We start from the raw sequence: 21,340 nt of genomic DNA, 5'->3' as shown, positions 1-21,340 counted from the left end.
AAAGAAGATAATGCCAGACAGGCAAAAAATAAAAGACATAAGGATGAAAAGGAACCAGATAAAAGGAAGCATCCGGCTGATATTAGGTATATGTGCTATTGCTTTATTTGCAGTAAACTACCTTCCCATATGGCAGATAGATTTAGACGCCCCCCAATATCCTGAAGGATTACAGTTGTTCATATATGCTGATAAGCTTGCCGGCAATGTAGACATCATCAATGGGTTGAACCATTATATCGGGATGAAAACCCTGCATACCGATGATTTTGTAGAATTTAAAATACTACCTTACCTCATCGGGTTCTTTAGCCTTCTTATACTGTTAACTGCCATCACAGGCAGGCGGCGTATGCTCCATACCGTTTTTATCCTTTTTGTATTGTTCGGCATTGTGGCAATGATTGATTTCTGGAAATGGGAATACGACTACGGTCATAACCTCGATCCAAACGCCGCTATTAAAGTGCCCGGTATGTCGTACCAGCCCCCGCTTATCGGCTTCAAGCAACTGCTTAATTTTGGCGCTTATTCCATCCCATCCTGGGGAGGCTGGATATTTATCGGTACCGGTGTTGTACTGCTGGTATGCAGCACACTTGAGTTCCGCAGGCAAAAAAAATTAAAAAGATTTTCAACGCCCGCACTTGCGCTGTCCCTATTTTCGGTCTTCGCATTCACATCCTGCAATTCCGGTCCCCAGCCCATTAAAGCGGGCATTGATCAATGCTCATTTTGCAGGATGACTGTAAGCGATACCCGGTTTGCCTGCGAGATCCTTACTCAAAAAGGAAAAGTGTACAAGTTTGATGATTCGCACTGCATGATCGCATTCGTGAATGCACCTGGCACAGACAAAAACAGTATTAAACAATTTTATCTTGCCGATTTTAACCAAAATACAAAATGGCTCAATGCAGAGAATGCATTGTTGGTAAAAAGTGAAGCATTAAAAAGCCCCATGGGTGGCAATACTGCCGCTTTTTCCAATGCCGCAGACCAGGAGAAAGCAGCCGAACATTTCTCCGGCGAGCGCGTAACATGGAAAGAAATAATCCAGTAAAGACAACTGGATGGAACCCGAAAGTGATCAGTAATATGAACAGAACAATAATATTATCCTTTGTATTTGCAATAGCCGTCCTCCCGCAGGCAGTTGCGGGGGTCATAAAAGTTGGTGAAGGGCAAACAATTACCAGCATCCAGCGGGGTATTGACATGGCCGCTGCTGGCGACACCGTACTGGTGGATGAGGGCATATACCGGCAGGGTAACATCATTATCAACAAATCTATTGTACTCAAAGGCCTTAACCACCCGGTACTGGACGGAGAAAAAAAATATGAGCTTCTGTCGGTAAGATCGCCGAATGTAACTGTTGATGGCTTTCTCATCAGGAACTCGGGACACTCTTCCATGACCGATATTTCCGGTATTAAAATTTACAACACCTACGATATTACCGTTATAAACAATATACTGGAAGATAATTTTTTCGGTATCTACTCCCAGCAGGGCCGGCAGTGCATCATTAAAAATAACCGCATAACCGCTTCCAGTACTGAAACCCAGCTATCAGGCAACGGCATTCATTGCTGGAAAAGCGACAGCATGCACATCAGCTACAATAGTGTTGCCGGTCACAGGGACGGTATTTACCTGGAATTTGCGACCCGTTCCCTGATCGAAGAAAATACGGTAGAAAAAAACCTGCGGTATGGATTGCATTTCATGTTTTCTCACAACAATACCTACACAGCAAATATTTTCCGTAACAATGGCGCAGGCGTGGCGGTAATGTATACCCGAAATGTAACAATGACGGGCAACCGCTTTGAATACAACTGGGGTGACGCAGCATACGGCTTGCTGTTAAAAGAAATTTCAGACAGCGAGATTGAAGGAAACTATTTTGAAAAAAATACCAGCGGCATATTTATGGATGGCTCAAGCCGTATTGAAATGCAAAAAAATGTATTCAGGGACAACGGCTGGGCCATAAAAATGCAGGCAAGCTGCATGGATATAAGGCTGGAAAAAAATAATTTTATCAACAACACATTTGATATGGGAACCAACGGCTCCCTGGTGCTGAACACGTTCAAAAATAACTACTGGGATAAATATGAAGGATATGACCTGAATAAAGATAAAATCGGTGATATCCCATACCGTCCGGTGAGTATGTATTCGATGATCATTGAAAAAAATCCGCCGGCAATGATGTTGTTCCGCAGCTTTATGACCACCCTGCTTGACAAAACAGAAAAACTTCTGCCCAGCCTTACTCCAGAAAACCTGAAAGATGAATATCCTTTAATGAAACCCCTGGCACTATGATTATCATCAGTAATGTATCAAAAAAATTCGGGAAGCTTAAAGCCCTTGATGACGTTTCAATAACCTGCAACCGGGGTGAATGCATTGCATTGATCGGACCGAACGGGAGCGGTAAAACCACGCTGGTTAAAACGGTACTGGGAATGGTGGTTCCCGATAGCGGCTTTATCACTTTTAACGGGAAAAATATTTTACATGACTGGGAATACCGGAAGGATATAGGTTATATGCCCCAGATTGGCCGATATCCCGAGAACATGACCATAGGCCAGGTGCTGGATATGATGCGGGATATCAGGCATGCCAAAGACGCCAGCCCGGATGAGGAACTGATTGAAGCATTTGATTTAAATGCTCTGATGAACAAGCGCATGAGAACATTATCGGGCGGTACCAGGCAAAAGGTGAGCGCCTCGTTGGCCTTTCTTTTCAACCCCGGTGTGTTAATACTGGATGAGCCAACAGCCGGACTTGATCCGCTGGCTTCGGGAATATTAAAAGAAAAGATCACTGCCGAAAAAGAAAAGGGCAAGCTCATTTTAATTACATCACATGTTTTAAGTGAGCTGGATGACCTAATTACACAGGTGATCTACATGCAGGAAGGAAAATTAAAATTCCACAAAAATATTGAAGCACTGCGCACCGATACAGGAGAAATGCAACTGACCAGGGCCATTGCCAGCATAATGACAAAGTAATTTACAATGAGAAAAATTATTAAATATGTTATTGCCGATATACTGCGCAATAAAATCGTGATCGCCTATACCGCTTTTTTGCTGGTAATGTCGTTAAGCGTGTTCATGCTGGAAGATAACGCATCAAAAGGCCTTTTGAGCTTACTCAACATCATACTGCTGATCGTTCCGCTGGTGAGTATTGTTTTTTCTACCATATACATTTACAACAGCTCCGAATTTATAGAATTGCTCGTAAGCCAGCCGCTGAAAAGAAAAACGATCTGGCTCAGCCTGTTTTCGGGACTTGCCGGCTCTCTTTCTCTTTCTTTTTTCGTTGGAGCGGGCATACCTATTCTTATATACCAGGCTTCCCCAACGGGGATAATGATGCTGCTAACCGGTCTGCTGCTTTCCGTTGTTTTCGTTTCTATTGCCATTCTCGCCTCTGTTACCACAAGAGATAAGGCAAAGGGCATCGGAAAGGTGATTTTACTCTGGCTGTATTTTTCAATACTTTTCGATGGTTTGATACTGTTCCTTTTGTTCCAGTTTGCCGATTATCCTCTTGAAAACGCTATGGTGGCTGTAAGTGCGTTCAACCCCATTGATCTCAGCCGGATACTGATCCTGCTGCAAATGGATGTATCTGCGCTGATGGGCTATACCGGCGCCATATTCAGGAATTTTTTTGGTACCCAGTCAGGCATTATACTTGCTATTTGTGTATTGCTGTTATGGGCGATAACCCCTCTTTGGCTATCACTGCGCAGATTTATAACAAAAGACTTATAACTTAAGTTTAAGAATTTTATTGGTATATTTGCCATTCATCATTATGACAGCGTATACAACATATCATTCTTTTGCAGTGGTACGGGATAAGCATATCCCTGTGCCTGATGCGCTGTATATCTGTATGTATCCTTTCCCCGGCTTTTTCAAAAAGCAAAACATTTCAAATCTTAAGGATTTCCACAGGCTTGCCCCGGACTTTATTTAACATACTGCAGTTCGGGGGTATATTTTAATTTTTCCTTTTTTTATCATCTCAATTAAACAATTATTATGGAACGAAAAACGGTAACCTTCCCGGTAAGGGTTATTTGCCTTTGTTGCATTTATGCTTTGAATATCGCTGTTTTGATTGCCGGTTTCATTACCGGAAAATTATGGTTATGGACGATTTGCTTGGTTATCTCAGTAGGACTGTTCGTACACTTCCGAACAACACGGGAAAGGATATTATCCGATTACCTGTATAAAAAGAGGATGATCAGAACAAGAAACAAGTAAAATGCACATTCTTAGATATTGTATAATTTTTTTAACACTTAAAACGTGACATATGAGCAAAGAAAAAAATCCTGTATTGCTGTGCGAAGAAGATTTTCGCCTGCTAAAGCAACTTGTAGGAATATCCCTTGTAAACGACAACGAGGAAATGACCCTGGCATATGAGCTGAGCAGGGCAATTGTAGTAAAAGACAACGCTTTGCCTCCCCATACCGTGCGGCTCAACTCTAAAGTAAGGGTGCAAGACCAGGCAAGTAAAAAAAATATCGACCTTACGATTGTAATGCCGCCACATGCCGATATCAAGCAAAGGAAGATCTCTATTCTTACTCCTATGGCGGCGGCGCTGATCGGGTTCAGGAAAGGCGATGAGATTGAATGGAAAATGCCTTCGGGATTAAAAAAATATAAAATCCTTGAGGTAACCAGCCCTGTGCAGGCCGAACAGGAAGCATAAACATAATGAGGCTTTTTAGTAAAAGTGCAAAAAAGAGACCACCTCAAAACGGAGATGGTCTCTTTTTTATCGGGTAGTTTATAATGATAAATCCTTCTCACGTGTAAGGTATAAGGCGTAAGGTATCAAGCCACTGAAACCTGCAACCCGAAACCCGTAACTTGCAGCCTGCATCAATTTCAAATCCATGATATGCTCAACGCAAAAATATTTCTCCCGGTAATATTGTTTTTCTTTTCCCCGCTCCTGCTTTCGGCACAGCTTCCGCTGCCTTACAGGAATCCGGCACTTCCCGCAGCTGAAAGGGTTCGTGATCTTTTGCAAAGGATGACCATTGAAGAAAAGTTCTGGCAATTGTTCATGATACCGGGCGACCTGGATAACGCATCGCCCGACCAGTACAAAAACGGTATTTTCGGGTTCCAGGTAAGCGCTGGTTCAAAAAACGGCGATGCCGCCCAGCAATTGCTTACCTACAACGCAACAGAAAATGCATTACTCCTTGCTAAAAAGATCAACAGCATTCAAAAATATTTTGTTGAAGAAACAAGGCTGGGCATACCCATCATTGCATTTGATGAAGCCCTGCACGGACTGGTACGCAGCGGCGCCACATCATTTCCGCAGGCCATTGCACTTGCCGCCACATTCGATACGGCACTGATGAGCCGCGTTGCCCATGCTATTGCCGTGGAAACAAAAATGCGCGGTATCCGGCAAATACTTTCGCCTGTGGTAAACATTGCCGGCGATGTACGGTGGGGGCGCACCGAAGAAACCTATGGCGAAGACCCTTACCTGAGCAGCGAAATGGGGGTGGCTTTTGTAAGCGCGTTTGAAAAGATGGGTATCATTACCACTCCAAAGCATTTTGTGGCCAACGCAGGCGATGGCGGGCGCGACAGCTATCCCATTCACTTTAATGAACGCATACTTGAAGAAATTTATCTCCCGCCCTTCAAAGCCTGCATTGAACGCGGTGGTTCCCGCTCGGTAATGACCGCTTACAATTCATTGGATGGCACAGCCTGCACCGCGAACGACTGGCTGCTGAATAAAAAGCTAAAGAACGAGTGGGGCTTTAACGGGTTCGTGATCTCGGATGCAGGCGCTACCGGCGGAACAGTGGTATTGCACAATACCGCAAAAGATTATCCCGGATCCGGTAAACAATCCATAACCGGGGGCCTGGATGTGATCTTTCAGACTGCTTATGACCATTATAAGCTTTTTATACCTCATTTTTTAGATGGCGGCATTGATATGAAAAGAATAAATGATGCCGTATCAAGAGTGCTGCTCGCCAAATTTGAACTGGGCTTATTTGAACAACCTTATATTCCGGAAGCGGCGGTAACAAAATCTTTCGCGGCACACAAAGCGCTTGCCAGGGAAGCGGCCGTAAAATCCATTGTACTTTTAAAGAACGATAAAAAGACGCTTCCTCTTTCAAAAAATCTCCGTTCCATTGCCGTTATCGGAACAGATGCAACAGAAGCCCGGCTGGGTGGGTACAGCGGTCCCGGAAATGGCAGGGTTTCCATACTGGAAGGTATCCGCCAAAAAGCGGGAAAAAGCATTGCGGTATCCTATATGCCCGGTCCCGGAAGAGAAGCTAAAACCTGGACGGTTGTTCCTGCAAAATATCTTACCCACACAGAAAACGGGAAACCATTTCCAGGACTGCATGCCGGCTATTTCAACAATATCCGTCTTTCCGGTAAGCCTGCTGTTACCAGGACCGATGCTACCGTTAATTTTTCATGGACATTGTTTACTCCCGATCCGGCCATTACCCAACCGTTTTATTCGGTTAGATGGACGGGAATATTAAAGCCGCCCACTGCGGGCAAATACAAAATAGGGCTGGATGGCAATGACGGTTATCGTTTATACATTAACGACAGTTTGATCATTGATAACTGGATCAAACGCAGCTACAACACTTTACTGTGCGATTTTACTTTTGAAAGAGATAAAACCTATGCGCTCAGGGTTGAATTTTTTGAACCGGTAGGAAATGCCCATATAAAGCTGGTATGGAATGCGGAAACAAAAACAGACTGGAATGTTAAGATACAGGAGGCTGTGACCGCGGCCCGCCAATCGGATATGGCAGTAGTGGTAGCGGGTATTCATGAAGGTGAGTTCCAGGACAGGGCAATGCTATCCCTTCCCGGGCACCAGGAAGAGCTGATCCAACAGGTAGCAGCCACAGGAAAACCCGTGGTGATAGTATTGGTAGGCGGCAGCGCCATAACCATGAGCAACTGGTTAAGCAAGGTGAATAGCGTGCTTGATGTATGGTATCCCGGAGAGGAAGGCGGGCATGCCGTTGCAGACGTTTTATTCGGCGACTATAATCCCGCAGGCCGCCTGCCCGTTACTTTTCCCTTGCATGAAGCACAGTTGCCTTTGGTATACAATCACAAGCCTACGGGACGCGGAGACGATTACTATAATTTAAGCGGACTGCCCTTATTCCCTTTCGGGTATGGATTAAGCTATACCACATTTGAATACAGCGAGCCTGTCCTGGATAAGAGAACAATTGCTCCCGGTGAAACCGCTACGATAAGCTGCATGGTAAAAAATACGGGGAAGGCAGACGGTGATGAGGTTGTTCAATTGTATATTACTGATAAGCTGGCATCGGTAGCCCGCCCGGTAATGGAACTAAAGGGATTTCAGCGTGTACGGCTCAAAGCAGGTGAAAGCAGGCAAATTACATTTGCTATTACACCCGGAATGCTGAGCATGCTGAACGCAGACATGAAAAGTGTTATAGAACCCGGGGCATTCACGATCATGATCGGAGCCTCATCGCGGGATATACGGCTGAAGGAAGAGCTGACGGTGGAATGACCACAGTGAGTGGAGATATGAAAAATACGGTCCGACGCTCCCTTGTCGTGTACCGCCCGCATTCCGGAGACCGCAACTATGCGAAGAGCAGCTATGCGAAGTCTCAGGACAGCAGCTATGCGAAGTCTCAGGACTTCGCATTTATTATGTTCTTCCGGGACTCCGTCCCGCAGCATACCCACTTTGACAAACAGGCTTTATAACAGAACTGTTACCTGGTGAACTTATAACCGGTGTGGCGCCTGTGCCTGCACACTGGCCGCAATGGACCGGATGCGGGGGTATACCTCAAAAGATAACCCAACAGGAAATGTTCACAGCTATACTTTTTTTGATATGAAATATGTAACTTTAAGTAACTCCACATATTTTATAAAACACCTTGGCAGATAGACCTTATTCTAAATGGAAAAGAGGGTTATTAAACTGAGCCTGGGTTGGGTATCTCAACCTGATCAGTGTTATGGTATTACGAATTACAACCGGGTGTTGAACTGACACACTATCCAATTCCGCAGGGTTTTAATTGATCTGAGCAAAATAAAACCTTAGTATATGCCACTATATATGGATTTTCACCATATTGAAAATGTAACGGTGGAAGACGTGAAAAGAGCGCATATGGCTGATGTAGCCATCCAGGATAAATATGGTGTACGGTACCTGCAATTCTGGGTAAACCAGGAGGCGGGGGCGGTATTTTGCCTGATTGAAGGTCCTGATCCGGAAACCTGTGAAAAGGTGCACCAGATGGCACATGGTAATATAGCGTGCGCTTTAACAGAAGTTCAGGTAGGGTTTTATGAAATGATGATGGGTACCGGCCATACCGTAAATGATTATGGGCTTGTTCAGAAGAAAAACGGATATCTTGATACGGGGCACAGAACCATACTTGTGATTTCTGTTTATGGTATTACCGGGGCCACTGCATCAAGCGATCTTTCCATGTTGCTTACTCCGGGCTGGGCGAGAAAAATAATTCGGGAACAAATGGAAAGATCCGGGGGCAGGCATTTGGCATGGGACGCAGACGACAGCCTCATGGCTGTTTTTGATGACGCAACCGATGCTGTGAGCTGCGCTTTGCGCATTACAAAAATGCTTGAACAGTTTGAGCCGAAGCGGCCGGAAATTATTTTTAAAATGGGCATAAGCGCTTCACAACCCGTAACAAGGGAAGGCGATTTTTTTAAAGGCGCTATTAAGCTGGCACATCGCCTGACCTTAACGGTGCCGGACAACCAGGTGCTGACCAGTGCACTGGTAAGAGCAATCTGCAAAAACGAAGAGCTTTTTACCGGCAACGCGATCAAATCGCTGACTGCAAAGGAAGAAGAATTTATATCCAATCTTATTCATGTAGCAGAGTTAAAGATAACAGACCATCAATTTGACCTCACTAAATTAAGCAATGAAGTATGCCTGAGCAGACCGCAATTGTACAGGAAGGTAACCGCCTTGACCGGTCGTTCACCCAATGATTTTATTGTTGATCTGCGCATGCAGAAAGCACTTTCCCTGCTTAGGCAGAAAAAGTGCGGCATAGCCGGGATAGCGTATGATTCAGGCTTTAACAGCTCTTCTTATTTTTCAAAATGCTTTGCTGAAAAATTTGGATGTACACCATCAAAATTTTTAAAATTGGTTTGACCATTTAACGGCAAATTCAGCGTGCAGCTTAATCTCCCTCGTCCTACACCTGCATTACCGGTATACGCAAGCATGCGTATGAACATTTTTTACTACTCTTTGAACAATTATTGCTAACACCAGGCCTGCTTCCTCACTTAAATTTATACAGGTAAATTTCAATGCCGTGAACTTTTAAGAAAAGTTTTCGAGCGTTTGAGAAAAACAGGTGCCTGGCCTGTAATATTATTTTTGTTCACACAATTAAAACTGTTGTATGAATGATACTTTGAGCAATGATCTGAAAAAAAGCCTGAAAGGCAATCTGGTGCTGCCATCAGACCCTGCTTATGATGAATCAAGAAAAGTGTATAATGGCATGATTGATAAACATCCGGCTGTTATTGCATATTGCAAAAGTGCAGATGATGTGATTGCCTGTGTAAATTTTGCCAGTCGCAACAACATGCTTCTTGCTATAAGAGGGGGTGGTCACAATGCAGGCGGGCTGGGAATTGCAGATGATGCACTGGTGATTGATCTTTCATTAATGAAAGAAATTAAATTAAATACAGGCAGCAAAACAGTTAAGGTTGGCGGCGGCTGTTTATTAAAAGAAGTGGATGCAGCTACACATGAAGCAGGAATGGCTGTGCCTTCGGGGATTTTTGGCACCACCGGCGTAGGAGGTATTACTTTGGGTGGTGGACTTGGTAATCTTACCCGCAGTTTAGGGCTTGCCATTGATAATCTTTTAGAAGCCGGGGTAGTGCTTGCCAATGGAAAGTTAGTAACCGCATCCTCCTCAGAAAATCCTGATCTGTTTTGGGCCTTGCGGGGCGGGGGTGGAAACTTTGGCGTAGTGGTTTCTTTTACTTTTAAACTAAACCCCTTACACACCGTGTATGCAGGACCAATGCTATGGGAACTGGATGATGCTGAAGAAATGTGGGCATGGCATCATGAATTCATAAATAACGCACCGAACGAACTGGGTGGGTATTTTGCCCTGTTAACCGTTCCTCCGGTTGCTCCTTTCCCCGAACATCTGCACCTTAAACAAATGTGCGGTGTGGTATGGTGTTATACTGGCGATATGGATAAGGCTGAAGAAGTTTTTAAGCCCATAAGAGCTAAAAAAACGCCTGCGCTTGATTTTGCCGGACCATTACCGTTGCCTGCACTGAATACATTGTTTGACGGATTGTATCCGCCGGGATTATTGTGGTATTGGAAAGCAGACTATGTAAAGGAAATAAGCCGGGATGTAATAAAACTGCACATAGCACATTTCAGGCAAGCACCTACGCCATTTTGTACCATGCACATGTACAATGTAAATGGTGCTGCCTCTGAAGTTGCCAAAGATGCCACAGCCTGGAACTACCGCGATGCCAATTACGGTATGGTGATAGTAGGCGTGTCAGATAATGCTGCCGACAAAGAAAAGATAACCAATTGGGCGCGAAACTATTGGTCAGATGTACACCCTCATTCTATGGGCGGCGCTTATGTAAATTTTATGATGGAGGAAGGCCAGGACCGGGTAAAAGCAAGTTATGGCGACAATTATAGCAGACTGGCGCAGGCAAAAGCAAAATATGACCCTGATAATTTGTTCAGGGTGAACCAGAATATTATACCGGTAGGATAGGTAAACGTATTCAACAACAAGGTGACAGCTTCTGAGAAGCTGCCACCTTTAAATAACAGCACATGAGAAAATTTACAATATTAATTTGGGGTTGTATTTTTTTCACCGCGACATCCAGCCAGGTAAAAGTGAACCCTAACGGTAAGTTCTTTAACTACAAGGGCATCAAAATTTATTATGAAGATACAGGTAGTGGTGAGCCTCTGTTATTGCTCCATAATTATATGGGAACGGCTGACCAGTGGAAACCTTATGTGGAAGTTTACTCAAAACAATTCAGGACGATTGCGATTGATATGATGGGTCATGGACGTTCTGATACGTATAATAAAGGAGCCACTTTTTTTAAACATGGAGATTATGCTAAAATTATTCTTGCCATGCTGGACTCTTTACAATTAAATAAAGTAAACGCAATTGGCGGGAGTAGCGGAGGTATGACACTGCTACATCTTAACGTAATGCAGCCCGAAAGATTTAAATCTGTTATTACAATTGGAGCACAAATTTATTTTAGCCGGCAATGCAGAGATTGGGTAACACAATTAGGATTGAACACTTTTATGGAATGGGCCAAGCCACACGGTGCCGAAAAACAGAAAATTTTGGCAACACAGTTCTGGCAAATGCGGGATCAGTACGGAGACCCTTCATTCACTGCGGATATGTTGGGCACCATGAGGGCTAACTGGTTGGTTGTACAAGGCGATAATGACGAGGCGCTGCCGTTACAGCAGGCATTAGACATGCATCAATCCATACCCAACAGCCGGCTTTGGATTGTTCCCAACGGAGGACATCTGCCGTATCTGATTCCCGATTTTCAATCTGAGTTTTTAAGGGTATCCCTTGAGTTCTTAAACGGAAACTGGGACAAGAATGATTAACAACAAAGACAACAAGTTTTCACAACAGGGCATCTTTGAAACATTTTATTATTTACAAAATCAAAAAATATGAAGCAGTTTTTCATTGTTACCATCATTCTGTTTAGTCTGGGTTGCAATACCGCAACAGACAAAAAATCAGAGGAAGCAGCTATCGCAAAACTATTGTACAACGAAAGTCATTTCGCAGCCAAAGGCGACTCGGCCCAATGGGCAGGCTGCTGGCTCAATTCCGAAGAAACTTCTTTTATGTATACCAATGCTGAAGGAGTAAACACTGTAAAAGGGTTTGCCCCATTGGCACAGTTTATAGCTACAGTTGAGCCTTTTGAATTAAAGCTGAAGCGGGACAATTATAACTATACTATTGGAAATGATGTCGCCTTTGTAAGTTTCGATCAGCAGGATAACTGGGGTGGTACCGACCGCAATAAAAAAGAGACAAGAACCCTGAGGAAAGTAAATGGTGAATGGAAGATAACCCACGCTTCCATTGTTGAATTGTCTTCGTTTAACACGGGTCAAAGCACTTCTTACCATATGCAGGCAAACAAGATCCCTCAAAATCCAAGAAACGGGTTTACGAATATCTCAGGGCTCGGCGGAATGTCTATTAGCTATATGGAAGTGCCCGGCCCCGCAGACTTCACGCCATTTTTTAAAGGATTGCCGGACGACATGTGCAGTTCACCGCATTGGGGCTATGTAATTGATGGTTCGTTGCGTATTAAATACCCCGGTGGTAAGGAAGAGGTTGTAAATGCCGGTGAAGTGTTTTATTGGCCTGCTCCGCATACCGGTGTGGTGGAAAAAAATGTAAAGTTTATTGATTTTAGTCCCGATGGCAAATTCAATACAGTGATGGATCAACTGGCTAAAAACATGAAGGAGGGAGCAGACAAAACTCAATAAAAATAAATACGTTCGGTAATAAAAATTTACCGGAAAAAGAGAGCCGAATACAGATGCAAAGCATTTTTAGATACATCTGCAAAAAAGAGGCTGTCAAAAATAAAATCTTTCAGACAGCCTCTTTCTTAATCAATGAGGAATATACTTCTATTCGTAGTTATAATCATTCCAGTACAGATCCGGATTTCTGTTGGCCGGCACCCAGAATATTTTAGAAGTCATATTATTTTCACCGGAAACTTTCGAAAGATTACTGGCGTTAGTCCTCGTTTCGTCTGACGGATACCGAACTCTTTCGGGGAAGGGTGTCCATACGCTTCCGCGCCAGGTAAAGGGTTCCAGCTTAGGATGCCCGGTTCTCCTCAGCTCAGCCCATAATTCATAAGGATGCAAAATGTTAAGATGAATAAACTTCTGTTGCATCAATATTTCCATTTTATCTTCTACAGAGGCTGCAAGTGTGAATTTCGCTTTAACGACATCTCCCCATTGTGCAATTTCATTTGCCGAAGGTTTGGCAGGATAAAGCGGCGCTGCAGCACCCTGGGCATCGGGATCGTCTTTGAAACCGCTTGACTGGTTCAACGCATAATAGAAATCAGTGGAATGAATCACGGCATCTTTTATATGTTCTTCCGCAGCTTTACCCGTATTTCCCAAATCTTTCAAGGCAATTTCTGCAAGAAGCAGATCCAGTTCAGCCAATGAGAACATATAAACCGGCATTTTGTCGTTGCGGGTAAACGTAGCGAAATTATAGAGCGAAAATGCATTCTGTGCAAAACTCTCGGGCAAATTATCCGCGTAGGGATAATACCTGTCACCACCATCATAGATAGGAGTTTGTTCATCTATATTATACGTTATGTGCCTGTAATCATTAAATTTAGTAGGCATGGCTATAACAGGCAGGCGTGGGTCGTCTATCCCCGGCTCATATGTTGTATTGCCGTAATTAAGTCGTTTGAGTATAATAGACGGAATAAAAGAAGCGTACGTATTTTCATATAACCCTCTCATCCAAAAGCCGCCCCCATTCTTTTGATCAGTATCAAACCATATCGGGAAAGTCAGATCCGTTGCGGGTAATTGCCTTCCCAGTGTTTCCTGTATCAATGGCTTTGCATACGCCTCATCTACACCTGCAATACGAACCAGTAATTTGAGCCTGGTGGCATTGGCAAATTGAACCCATTTATCAATATTTCCTTTAAATACCACATCTTGCTGGCCAAAAATCTGTTTGGCAGTGGGCGACATCTGATCGTATTCTATCTGGAATGAATCTGCAAGATTACCCAGATCTGCAATGATGGCTTTATAAATTTCTTTGGGATCATCGTATGCCGGGTACCAATATTCGGGGCTGTTGTTACCAGCCTGGAAAGCATTAAAATAAGGAATAGAGTTAAAAAGGTCTACAAGCTTACCACTCTGGTAATCTTTCACAAGCGTAATGAGCTTATAATACAACTGGGCATCCAGCTTATCCTGCCCCGTGCGCTTTTCCCATTCGCTCCTGAGCGTTTCCCAACTTTTCAACCTGCGGTAGCTGCCTTCAAAATAACTTTGTCCCGTAATAGGATAATCATCAAAACCATTACCTGTTGTGAGATCATTATAGGTGGCAAACCAATCATAGCGGTAAGACACATAGCGATTTGCGATTTGCGCATAGCCGGTTATGCTGGTTCCTCCACTCATCAGGTAATACCATTCGCCATAATCCTGTACAAATATTTTGTTTTCACTGATGGTACGCGTAAATAACCCGGGAACAATATCGGTAACCCCTTCGCTCAATGCATCGGGATTATAAAAACGTTCTTCAAGATCTTTTTTGCAGGAGCTTATCCCGATTGAAATAAGCAAACTGAGATATATTATCTTAGATTTCATTTCTTAATTTTTAATTCGTTAAAAAGCAACATTTACTCCAAATGAAAAAGTCTGCTGACCGGGAAATACGGTATTCTCAACATAGCTATCTGCACCCATGGCAGCTTCTACATCAATATTGGGTATTGTTTTATACAGGTAAAACAGATTACGGCCGGCAACGGTAAGCGTAAGACTCTGCAGCTTCATCATTCTGGCTACATTATTTGGCAGTGTATAGGACAGCGCTATCTCTCTGAATTTAATGTAGTCATTTTTGCGGATATTATCAGGAGGAAAAGAAGACGCCAGGTCATTAATATAGGTTTGATAATAGGCAGAAGCGGCGATAATTTTATCATTCGGCACGTATTTATCATCCTGATCCAGCTTTACTCCTGGTAATATTAGCCCATCATGGTATACTTTCCCGTTTACAGACTCAGATGGTGCTGCCTGGTCATGTTGCCACGCAATCTTTTCACCTGCGCTATTAATGTAATAAGCCATGCCTCCCCGTGCTTCATCGCGGTATTGCAGCGTTCCCTCCAATTGTCCCACACCATATAGTCGCTGATTGGTATAGGAGAAAATAGTTCCTCCGTATTTATAATCCAGGGCTATGCGAAATGCAAAATTTTTATACCGCAGATCAGATAACAAACCGCCAAACAGCCGGGGCATAATATTGCCTTTCGAGATCATTTTAGTAGGATCTGAATCAAGGGAATAAACACCATTCGCATTTACAACTTTGTTGCCATCTTCATCCCGCAGATAATCGTATGCTTTTATTTCTCCAACCGGTTCTCCTTTATTTGCGCTTATAAAGGCAGAACTACCGTTAATAAGGTTGCCTAAATTATATTGAGTGAGGTCCTGGTACAGATCCAGCACTTTCGATCCCTGCCTTGCCCCGTTTAATGTAATGTCCCATCTCAGGTTTTTGGTGAGCACCGGCGTTCCCGTAACCGAAAATTCAAATCCGAAATTCTTTGTGTTAGCCACGTTAATGAGCAGGCCGCTTGAGCTGGAAGATTGGGAAACTGGCAAACTAATGATCTGATCATAACGATTATTGGTAAAATAAGAAAGATCAAATGTCAGCCTGTTGCCTTTAAAGAAGCTGTTGTTGACCCCTATTTCAAACTCTCTTTTCCGCTCGGGCCGTAAAGCGCCGGGCAAAATATTACCCGGAGGACTAACAATAACGGCCTGTGCACCGGTTCCTGAAATATATCCAAGTCCGTATTGGTTATTGGCATAGTAGCGGCTGGTACCGTTCCCCACATCCGCCCAGGCAAATCTCACCTGCCCCCTGTTCATCCACGGGATATCATATCTTTCTGTATAATTCCATGTAGCGGAAGCACCCGGAAAGAAATACTTATTATCTTCAGGGGGAAGCGTAGAGTTCCAGTCCTGCCTTGCCTGTAAGTCTAAGTAAAACTCGTTCCTCCACGACAATGTTGCCGAAGCCACAGCGCTGTACAATACATCGCTTCCCCTTCCATAACTTCTGAGCAGGTAAGCATTACCTGCATCGGGTATTCCGGACTGGTTATTAAAGGAATACCACCCCGGGAAGTTTAAACCACCAATGGTATTCGTTCCCAAAGTTTCGGTAGAACGTAACCTGTAAATAAAGCCGCCAAAACCCGATACACGGAAATCATTATTAAAAAAACTGTTATCGTAGTTTAGTAATCCCTGGTAGGTTTGTATAGTATTGTTCTCTTTTCTAATGCTAAATCCACCTCCCTGAACAGTTGGTAAAATACGGTTGACACTTACCTCTGAGGTATAATTCGTATTATCATAATCCAGCCCAAACTGACCTACAAAAAACACGTGCTTAGTGAAATTAAGCGTAGCTTTCGCGGAAGTGATCATGTGAAATTTATCGTCTTTCTGCCGGTTCTTATCCAATGCCCACAAATATCCGCCAATCAAACTACTCGCATCCGTAACACCATATTGGTCCAGGTTTCTTCTATAACCGGTTTCATCTGTATAGAGGCTGTACACTTTATCATAGCTGTAATCAACAGGGAACCCCCAGGCAACATTACCGCCATTCGATTCCCTTCTGTTTTGAGAAGTGATATTATAAATGTTGGAAACCAATTCAAAGCTCGCAAAACTGGAAGCTTTGATATTGCCATTGAAGCTGAACGTATTTCTCTTTTGCCAGGAGTTGGGGCTGATGATATCATTATATTTATAATTGGTGTATGAAGCCCTTAAGCTTCCCTTTTCATTTGATCCGGCGATAGCCACATTGGAAGTAAAGGAACTGCCGGTTCTGAAAAGGTCTTCATAACTATTGTGCGGACTGTTTTTAACCATAGAACTATCATAGAACATAATATCTGACCCATCGAATTTAGGACCAAAGCTGTACCGTTTATTGGGTATCCTTCTCACTGTTTGTCCGTTCAGCGTGGTATACAGCGTATCATAAATATTGTCGCCCAGCCCGTATTCGTCCTGCAGTTCCAGATAACTCCTGGGTTTTTCTATGCTGTATTGAAAAGACCCCGTCATCCCAAAACCCTTCGCGTTACGGCCACTTTTTGTTGTAATCAGCACCACACCGTTGGCAGCATCTGTTCCATATAGCACAGTTGCTTTGGCCCCTTTTAAAATGTCTATGGATTCTATGTCGGCAGAATTAATATCATTGATATTGGAACCATAATCATAACCGGCTCCCACCGATCCGCCTATTGAAGTTGTTCTGTCGGAAATGATCACTCCATCTACTACGAACAGAGGCCTTATATTTTGGCTGGTATTTAAGCTTATGTTTCCCCGGATATTTATTTTCAACCCTCCCATTGGTCCGGCAACACCTGTGTTAACGCCAACACCGGCGGCTTTGCCGTATAAGGCAAGGAAGGGATTCATGGTTGCCCCGGCTTTGGTAAGCTCTTCCGCCTTAACCGTGCTTACGGCATAGCCGATAGAGCGCCGTTCGCGCTTAACGCCCAGGGCGGTAACCACTACTTCATCCAGTTCACCTTGCATTGCCGTTAGTTCAACAGTTAAATTAGTGCTGTTGCCTGTTTTCACTTCTTTTGTAGTAAAGCCCACAGAACTGAAAACCAAAGTGGCATTGGCATCAACACTGATGGAAAACAGGCCGTTGTCATCCGAAATAACACCACCGGATTGTTTTCCCTTTTCGCTAATGGAAACACTGGGAATTCCTTTCCCCTCCTCATCCTTCACCACACCTGTAATGACTTTTGTGGTTTGCCCAAAAACACATGCACTGCACAGAAAGAGCACTGTCATAAGCAAAAAACGATTTGCTGATTTCTTCATTGCTACTAGTTTTGAATTTATAAAATCTATAAAAAATTTCTGATATATGTTTTTAATAAGATAAGGCATCCTTGCCTAAGGTTAAATCATTGTAAATAAACTGCTAAATTAACAACACTTTATTAAAAAAAATAAAAAGATCTATATTTTTTAAATATAACAAGATAAGTTTAGCCAATTATTGAGAATTATTATTATATTTTACTAAATTATAGAGAAGATTATTCTGGTAAAAGCTGCTTTATCCGGCTAAATAAGTTTTGCTGATGCATTTTAGCCTGGGGCTGTCTCAAAAGTTAAAGGCTGCCTTAAAAAAGACAGCCTCCACTTATTCAACCTGCTTCTATTCCGGCATTAATGCTTTGCCCACCAAAGCGGGGTAAGCACAGCATCCGGTCCGCCAAGGAACTGAACCGCCTGGTTATAACCTGCTTCATTGCTTGATGCTATATTGGAAGGGTATTTAACTCTTTGCGGAAAAAACTTAACGCTGCTTGTCATATAGTTGCCGCTGTTCAGGTCGGGCATGTTCACAAGCGGGTTTTCAACAGCGGGATTTATAAAGAAGGGCAATCCCAGCCTGCGCTGGTCGTTCCAGGTTTCCAGGGGGAGCCATGGATTTTGCGCGATAAATTTTTGGGTAATGATCTTTGTAAGGTGGTCGTTCTTCACCGTTCCGCCTTCATAAAGGTCGTTAGCAGGATAAGCTACAGAAACCGTTCCGGGAGCGTTGGTGTACCCGTTTATGAAATTTTTTGTTTCAGCGGCAGGGGGCTCTGTTGTATGGTTCCAGCTAACAGAAGTTCCCGCCCGGTTATAATCTTCGGATGCCTTGTAAACAGCAGTATAAGAAGATATACTGCTTCCAAAAGTGTTGTCGTAATAAGCAAAACTTGCATCTATCCCCGCCTCGTATGCTTCTTTGCCGGAAACGGGCACGCTCCATCCTCTAACCGCAGCTTCGGCAAGCAGGAAATGGGTTTCCCATGCTCCAAAGAAAATACGATCGCTCGTGCCATCCCTGAACTTCTGCGGATGGCGCGGGGTGGTTCCAATATATGACCTGATCTGATTTTTAGCGCCTTTTGTTCCCCAGTCGCCATTGATAATACCATTCCATGTAAACTTACCGTCCAGCGCTTTAACCACATTTCCGTCATCGTCGAGCAGATCTCTTTCGGTAATGGAAGCAGCGTCTCCGCCATAGGTATTAAACTGTGGATTCATCACATCGCCCGGAATAATATACGACTCATAGGCCCTGGGGTCTATGGTATACGGCAATCCGTCAAACCAGTAGCCCGCATACGGATCGTTTGTTTTTATGGTAAAATGATCTTCAAACTTCATCCCTGCATAATTGGCCGCTTTTATATATGGATGCTTCTCGGCGCTAAGCATGTCTTCCGATTTTACACTGCCCAATCCAACATACAGGTTATTTAAAGTAGCAGGCAATTGAAAATGATTCCATGTACGCGTCATTACACCGGTAAGGGCGCTCCAACCCCCTGTTTCAGCCACTTTAAAGGTGTGGGCAGCGTCGGTGACGAGTGGCAGGGAAGCGGCAGCCTCAAATTCCGACTGCGCTTTGCCGGCATCAACTTCAGAAAGACGCATGGCCAGCCGTAATCTCATTGAATTGGCGTAACGCTGCCATTTGCTGTAATCGTATCCATACGCGGGATCAAACCTGGCATCGGGCCCCTGAACGGCAATATCCAGTTTTGAAGACGCATCTTTAAGCTCATCCAGCAAAAAATAGTATACTGTTTTCAAATCTGCAAATTCGGGGTTTTCGCCCTGGAAAGCGTTAATGGGAATAGGCCCAAAAGTATCTGCCAGCTCACTCATCAGGTATACACGCCAGATACGGGCAACCTGCAAAAGGTTATTTGTATATTCCTTGATATTTCCGGATGCAATTTTAGCTTCTGCCACCTGTATACCTGAGTTGATCGAATTCAACCAGCCGCCCATATAGCCGCTACTGTAATAATCGCTCGACCAGCCGTCGTTGTGTGTGCCGGTAGCTATACCGCCGCCAAATTGCTTGTGTCCGGAGGTATTCCAATACAGCACAAAGATCCTTTCGGCAATATGTGGATCCATCTGTGTATTTACAATAGACCCGTTGATAAAATATTCTACCTGCACCTGGTCTTCGGTTACCAGGTATGGGTCCTGGTTGACCTCATCAAATTTGCTGCATGCCGGCAATAGCAATACAACCATGATCGCGGACAGACTATATTTTTTGAAATGTTTCATATAATAATCTTTTGAATGATTTTAATTTTTTAAAACCCGATACTCAAACTGAACAAAAATGAACGCATGGTGGGGAAAGCTCCATTTTCAAATCCAACCGCATTGCTTCCCGTTGCAAATACCGATTCAGGATCAATTCCGTTGAGATGGCTTTTTATCATCCATACATTATTGCAGGAAACTGCAACCCTTGCATTCTGAACTGAAATGCCAGCTAAAAGCCCTTTGGGTAAAGCATAGCTTAACTGAACATTCCTCAGGCGGATATTGGTAGCATCGTAGGTATAAAATTCTCCTATACCGAGATTATTTAAAGTTCCTACACGGTTCCAGTATAATTGCTGCGATACCGCAACAGTATTTTTGGCGTACCCCGAGCCGTCAATTATAACACCATCCACAACCATTTCGGGCCTTTCGCCACCAGGCGCGGTTACGGCTGCAACGCCGCTCAACTGCAACCCTACGTTAGACGCGGAGAAGATCTTTCCACCCAGCCTTGCGTCTACTAAAAATGAAAGTCCGAAACTCCTGTAGCTAAAGCTGTTGGTAACGCCCATCATTGCTTCGGGCTGCTGATTTCCGAGGTACACGATTTCAGGATCACGCTGAGGCAGCCCTTCCGCTGTTAATATCATTTGACCAAAGTTGGGGTCCTTATCATCCTTCACTCTCAAAAAACGTGTTCCGTAAATATCACCATACAAGCCGCCGGAAGCAGCCGTTATAAACAGGTCATCGAATGCTCCCAGGTTGTAGGAGGTAACACCAAGATGATCAGCTACGCTGATAATTTTGTTCTCGTTTTTGGTAAAGTTGGCAGTTAAAGTCCAGCCCAATGCCCTGGGCGACGCTGTGAGCAATCTTACATCTGCTACTATTTCAACGCCTTTATTCTGAATATTGCCGGCATTTACTTTTCTGGCAGAATACCCGCTCATAGGATCCATCGGGATATCCAGCAACTGTCGGGTAGCATTCGATTTATACCAGGTAAAATCCAACCCGGCGCGTGAACCAAAGAATCTTAATTCTGCACCAAATTCCAGGTTTTTGATCAATTCACTCCTTACATTGGCATCTTTAACCCACATTGCAGGAAAAGTTCCGTTAAATGTTAAAATTACTGCTGTGGGAA

The 21,340-nt window shown here is 43.8% G+C and carries 14 protein-coding genes; 10 read left to right on the top strand and 4 right to left on the bottom strand.

From position 1 onward, the window contains the following. The first annotated feature begins 10 nt into the window (after positions 1 to 10). From PLH26_RS06490 to PLH26_RS06445, 10 genes are all read left to right on the top strand, one after another. Positions 11 to 1,063 carry a nitrous oxide reductase accessory protein NosL gene (locus PLH26_RS06490; RefSeq protein ID WP_324585188.1) on the top strand — a complete coding sequence of 351 codons (1,053 nt, stop codon included), beginning with the start codon at positions 11 to 13 and terminating at the stop codon, positions 1,061 to 1,063. A gap of 35 nt (positions 1,064 to 1,098) precedes the next feature. Beyond that, the gene (locus PLH26_RS06485; protein ID WP_324585187.1) at positions 1,099 to 2,340 is read left to right on the top strand and encodes a nitrous oxide reductase family maturation protein NosD; all 1,242 of its coding nucleotides are present in this window, start codon (positions 1,099 to 1,101) and stop codon (positions 2,338 to 2,340) included. Beyond that, entirely contained in the window at positions 2,337 to 3,041 is a 705-nt protein-coding gene (locus PLH26_RS06480) for an ABC transporter ATP-binding protein (RefSeq protein ID WP_324585186.1), read from the top strand. Before PLH26_RS06485 ends, PLH26_RS06480 begins: the two co-directional genes overlap by 4 nt. Positions 3,042 to 3,047: 6 nt before the next feature. Continuing rightward, complete coding sequence (locus tag PLH26_RS06475) at positions 3,048 to 3,815, top strand: ABC transporter permease subunit (protein ID WP_324585185.1); 768 nt, start codon at positions 3,048 to 3,050, stop codon at positions 3,813 to 3,815. Between the two features lie 553 nt (positions 3,816 to 4,368). Further along, positions 4,369 to 4,773: a GreA/GreB family elongation factor gene (locus PLH26_RS06470; protein ID WP_324585184.1), complete on the top strand. Its 405-nt coding sequence runs from the start codon at positions 4,369 to 4,371 to the stop codon at positions 4,771 to 4,773. 192 nt (positions 4,774 to 4,965) lie between these two features. Further along, complete coding sequence (locus PLH26_RS06465) at positions 4,966 to 7,638, top strand: glycoside hydrolase family 3 C-terminal domain-containing protein (protein WP_324585183.1); 2,673 nt, start codon at positions 4,966 to 4,968, stop codon at positions 7,636 to 7,638. A gap of 555 nt (positions 7,639 to 8,193) precedes the next feature. Continuing rightward, positions 8,194 to 9,291 (top strand): nickel-binding protein, encoded by a 1,098-nt coding sequence (locus PLH26_RS06460; protein WP_324585182.1) that lies wholly within the window; start codon positions 8,194 to 8,196, stop codon positions 9,289 to 9,291. 256 nt (positions 9,292 to 9,547) lie between these two features. Next, positions 9,548 to 10,924, top strand: coding sequence for an FAD-binding oxidoreductase (locus PLH26_RS06455; protein ID WP_324585181.1), 1,377 nt, complete (start codon positions 9,548 to 9,550; stop codon positions 10,922 to 10,924). Positions 10,925 to 10,986: 62 nt separating this feature from the next. Next, positions 10,987 to 11,811: an alpha/beta fold hydrolase gene (locus PLH26_RS06450; protein WP_324585180.1), complete on the top strand. Its 825-nt coding sequence runs from the start codon at positions 10,987 to 10,989 to the stop codon at positions 11,809 to 11,811. A 69-nt stretch (positions 11,812 to 11,880) separates the two neighbouring features. Continuing rightward, entirely contained in the window at positions 11,881 to 12,723 is an 843-nt protein-coding gene (locus PLH26_RS06445) for a cupin domain-containing protein (RefSeq protein ID WP_324585179.1), read from the top strand. A 147-nt stretch (positions 12,724 to 12,870) separates the two neighbouring features. On the opposite strand, the gene PLH26_RS06440 is transcribed toward PLH26_RS06445, so the two are convergent. The 4 genes from PLH26_RS06440 to PLH26_RS06425 form a co-directional block, all read right to left on the bottom strand. Then, positions 12,871 to 14,622: a SusD/RagB family nutrient-binding outer membrane lipoprotein gene (locus PLH26_RS06440; RefSeq protein WP_324585178.1), complete on the bottom strand. Its 1,752-nt coding sequence runs from the start codon at positions 14,620 to 14,622 to the stop codon at positions 12,871 to 12,873. Between the two features lie 18 nt (positions 14,623 to 14,640). Next, positions 14,641 to 17,931: a SusC/RagA family TonB-linked outer membrane protein gene (locus PLH26_RS06435; RefSeq protein WP_324585177.1), complete on the bottom strand. Its 3,291-nt coding sequence runs from the start codon at positions 17,929 to 17,931 to the stop codon at positions 14,641 to 14,643. Between the two features lie 354 nt (positions 17,932 to 18,285). After that, a complete protein-coding gene (locus tag PLH26_RS06430) occupies positions 18,286 to 20,202 on the bottom strand; it encodes a SusD/RagB family nutrient-binding outer membrane lipoprotein (protein WP_324585176.1) in 1,917 nt (638 codons plus the stop codon). A 29-nt stretch (positions 20,203 to 20,231) separates the two neighbouring features. Beyond that, the coding region (locus PLH26_RS06425; RefSeq protein ID WP_324585175.1) for a TonB-dependent receptor domain-containing protein at positions 20,232 to 21,340 on the bottom strand (1,109 nt) is incomplete at its 5' end.

The organism is Agriterribacter sp. (assembly GCF_035444585.1).
Taxonomy (GTDB): Bacteria; Bacteroidota; Bacteroidia; order Chitinophagales; family Chitinophagaceae; genus Agriterribacter.
This window is presented reverse-complemented; position numbering and strand designations above follow the sequence as displayed.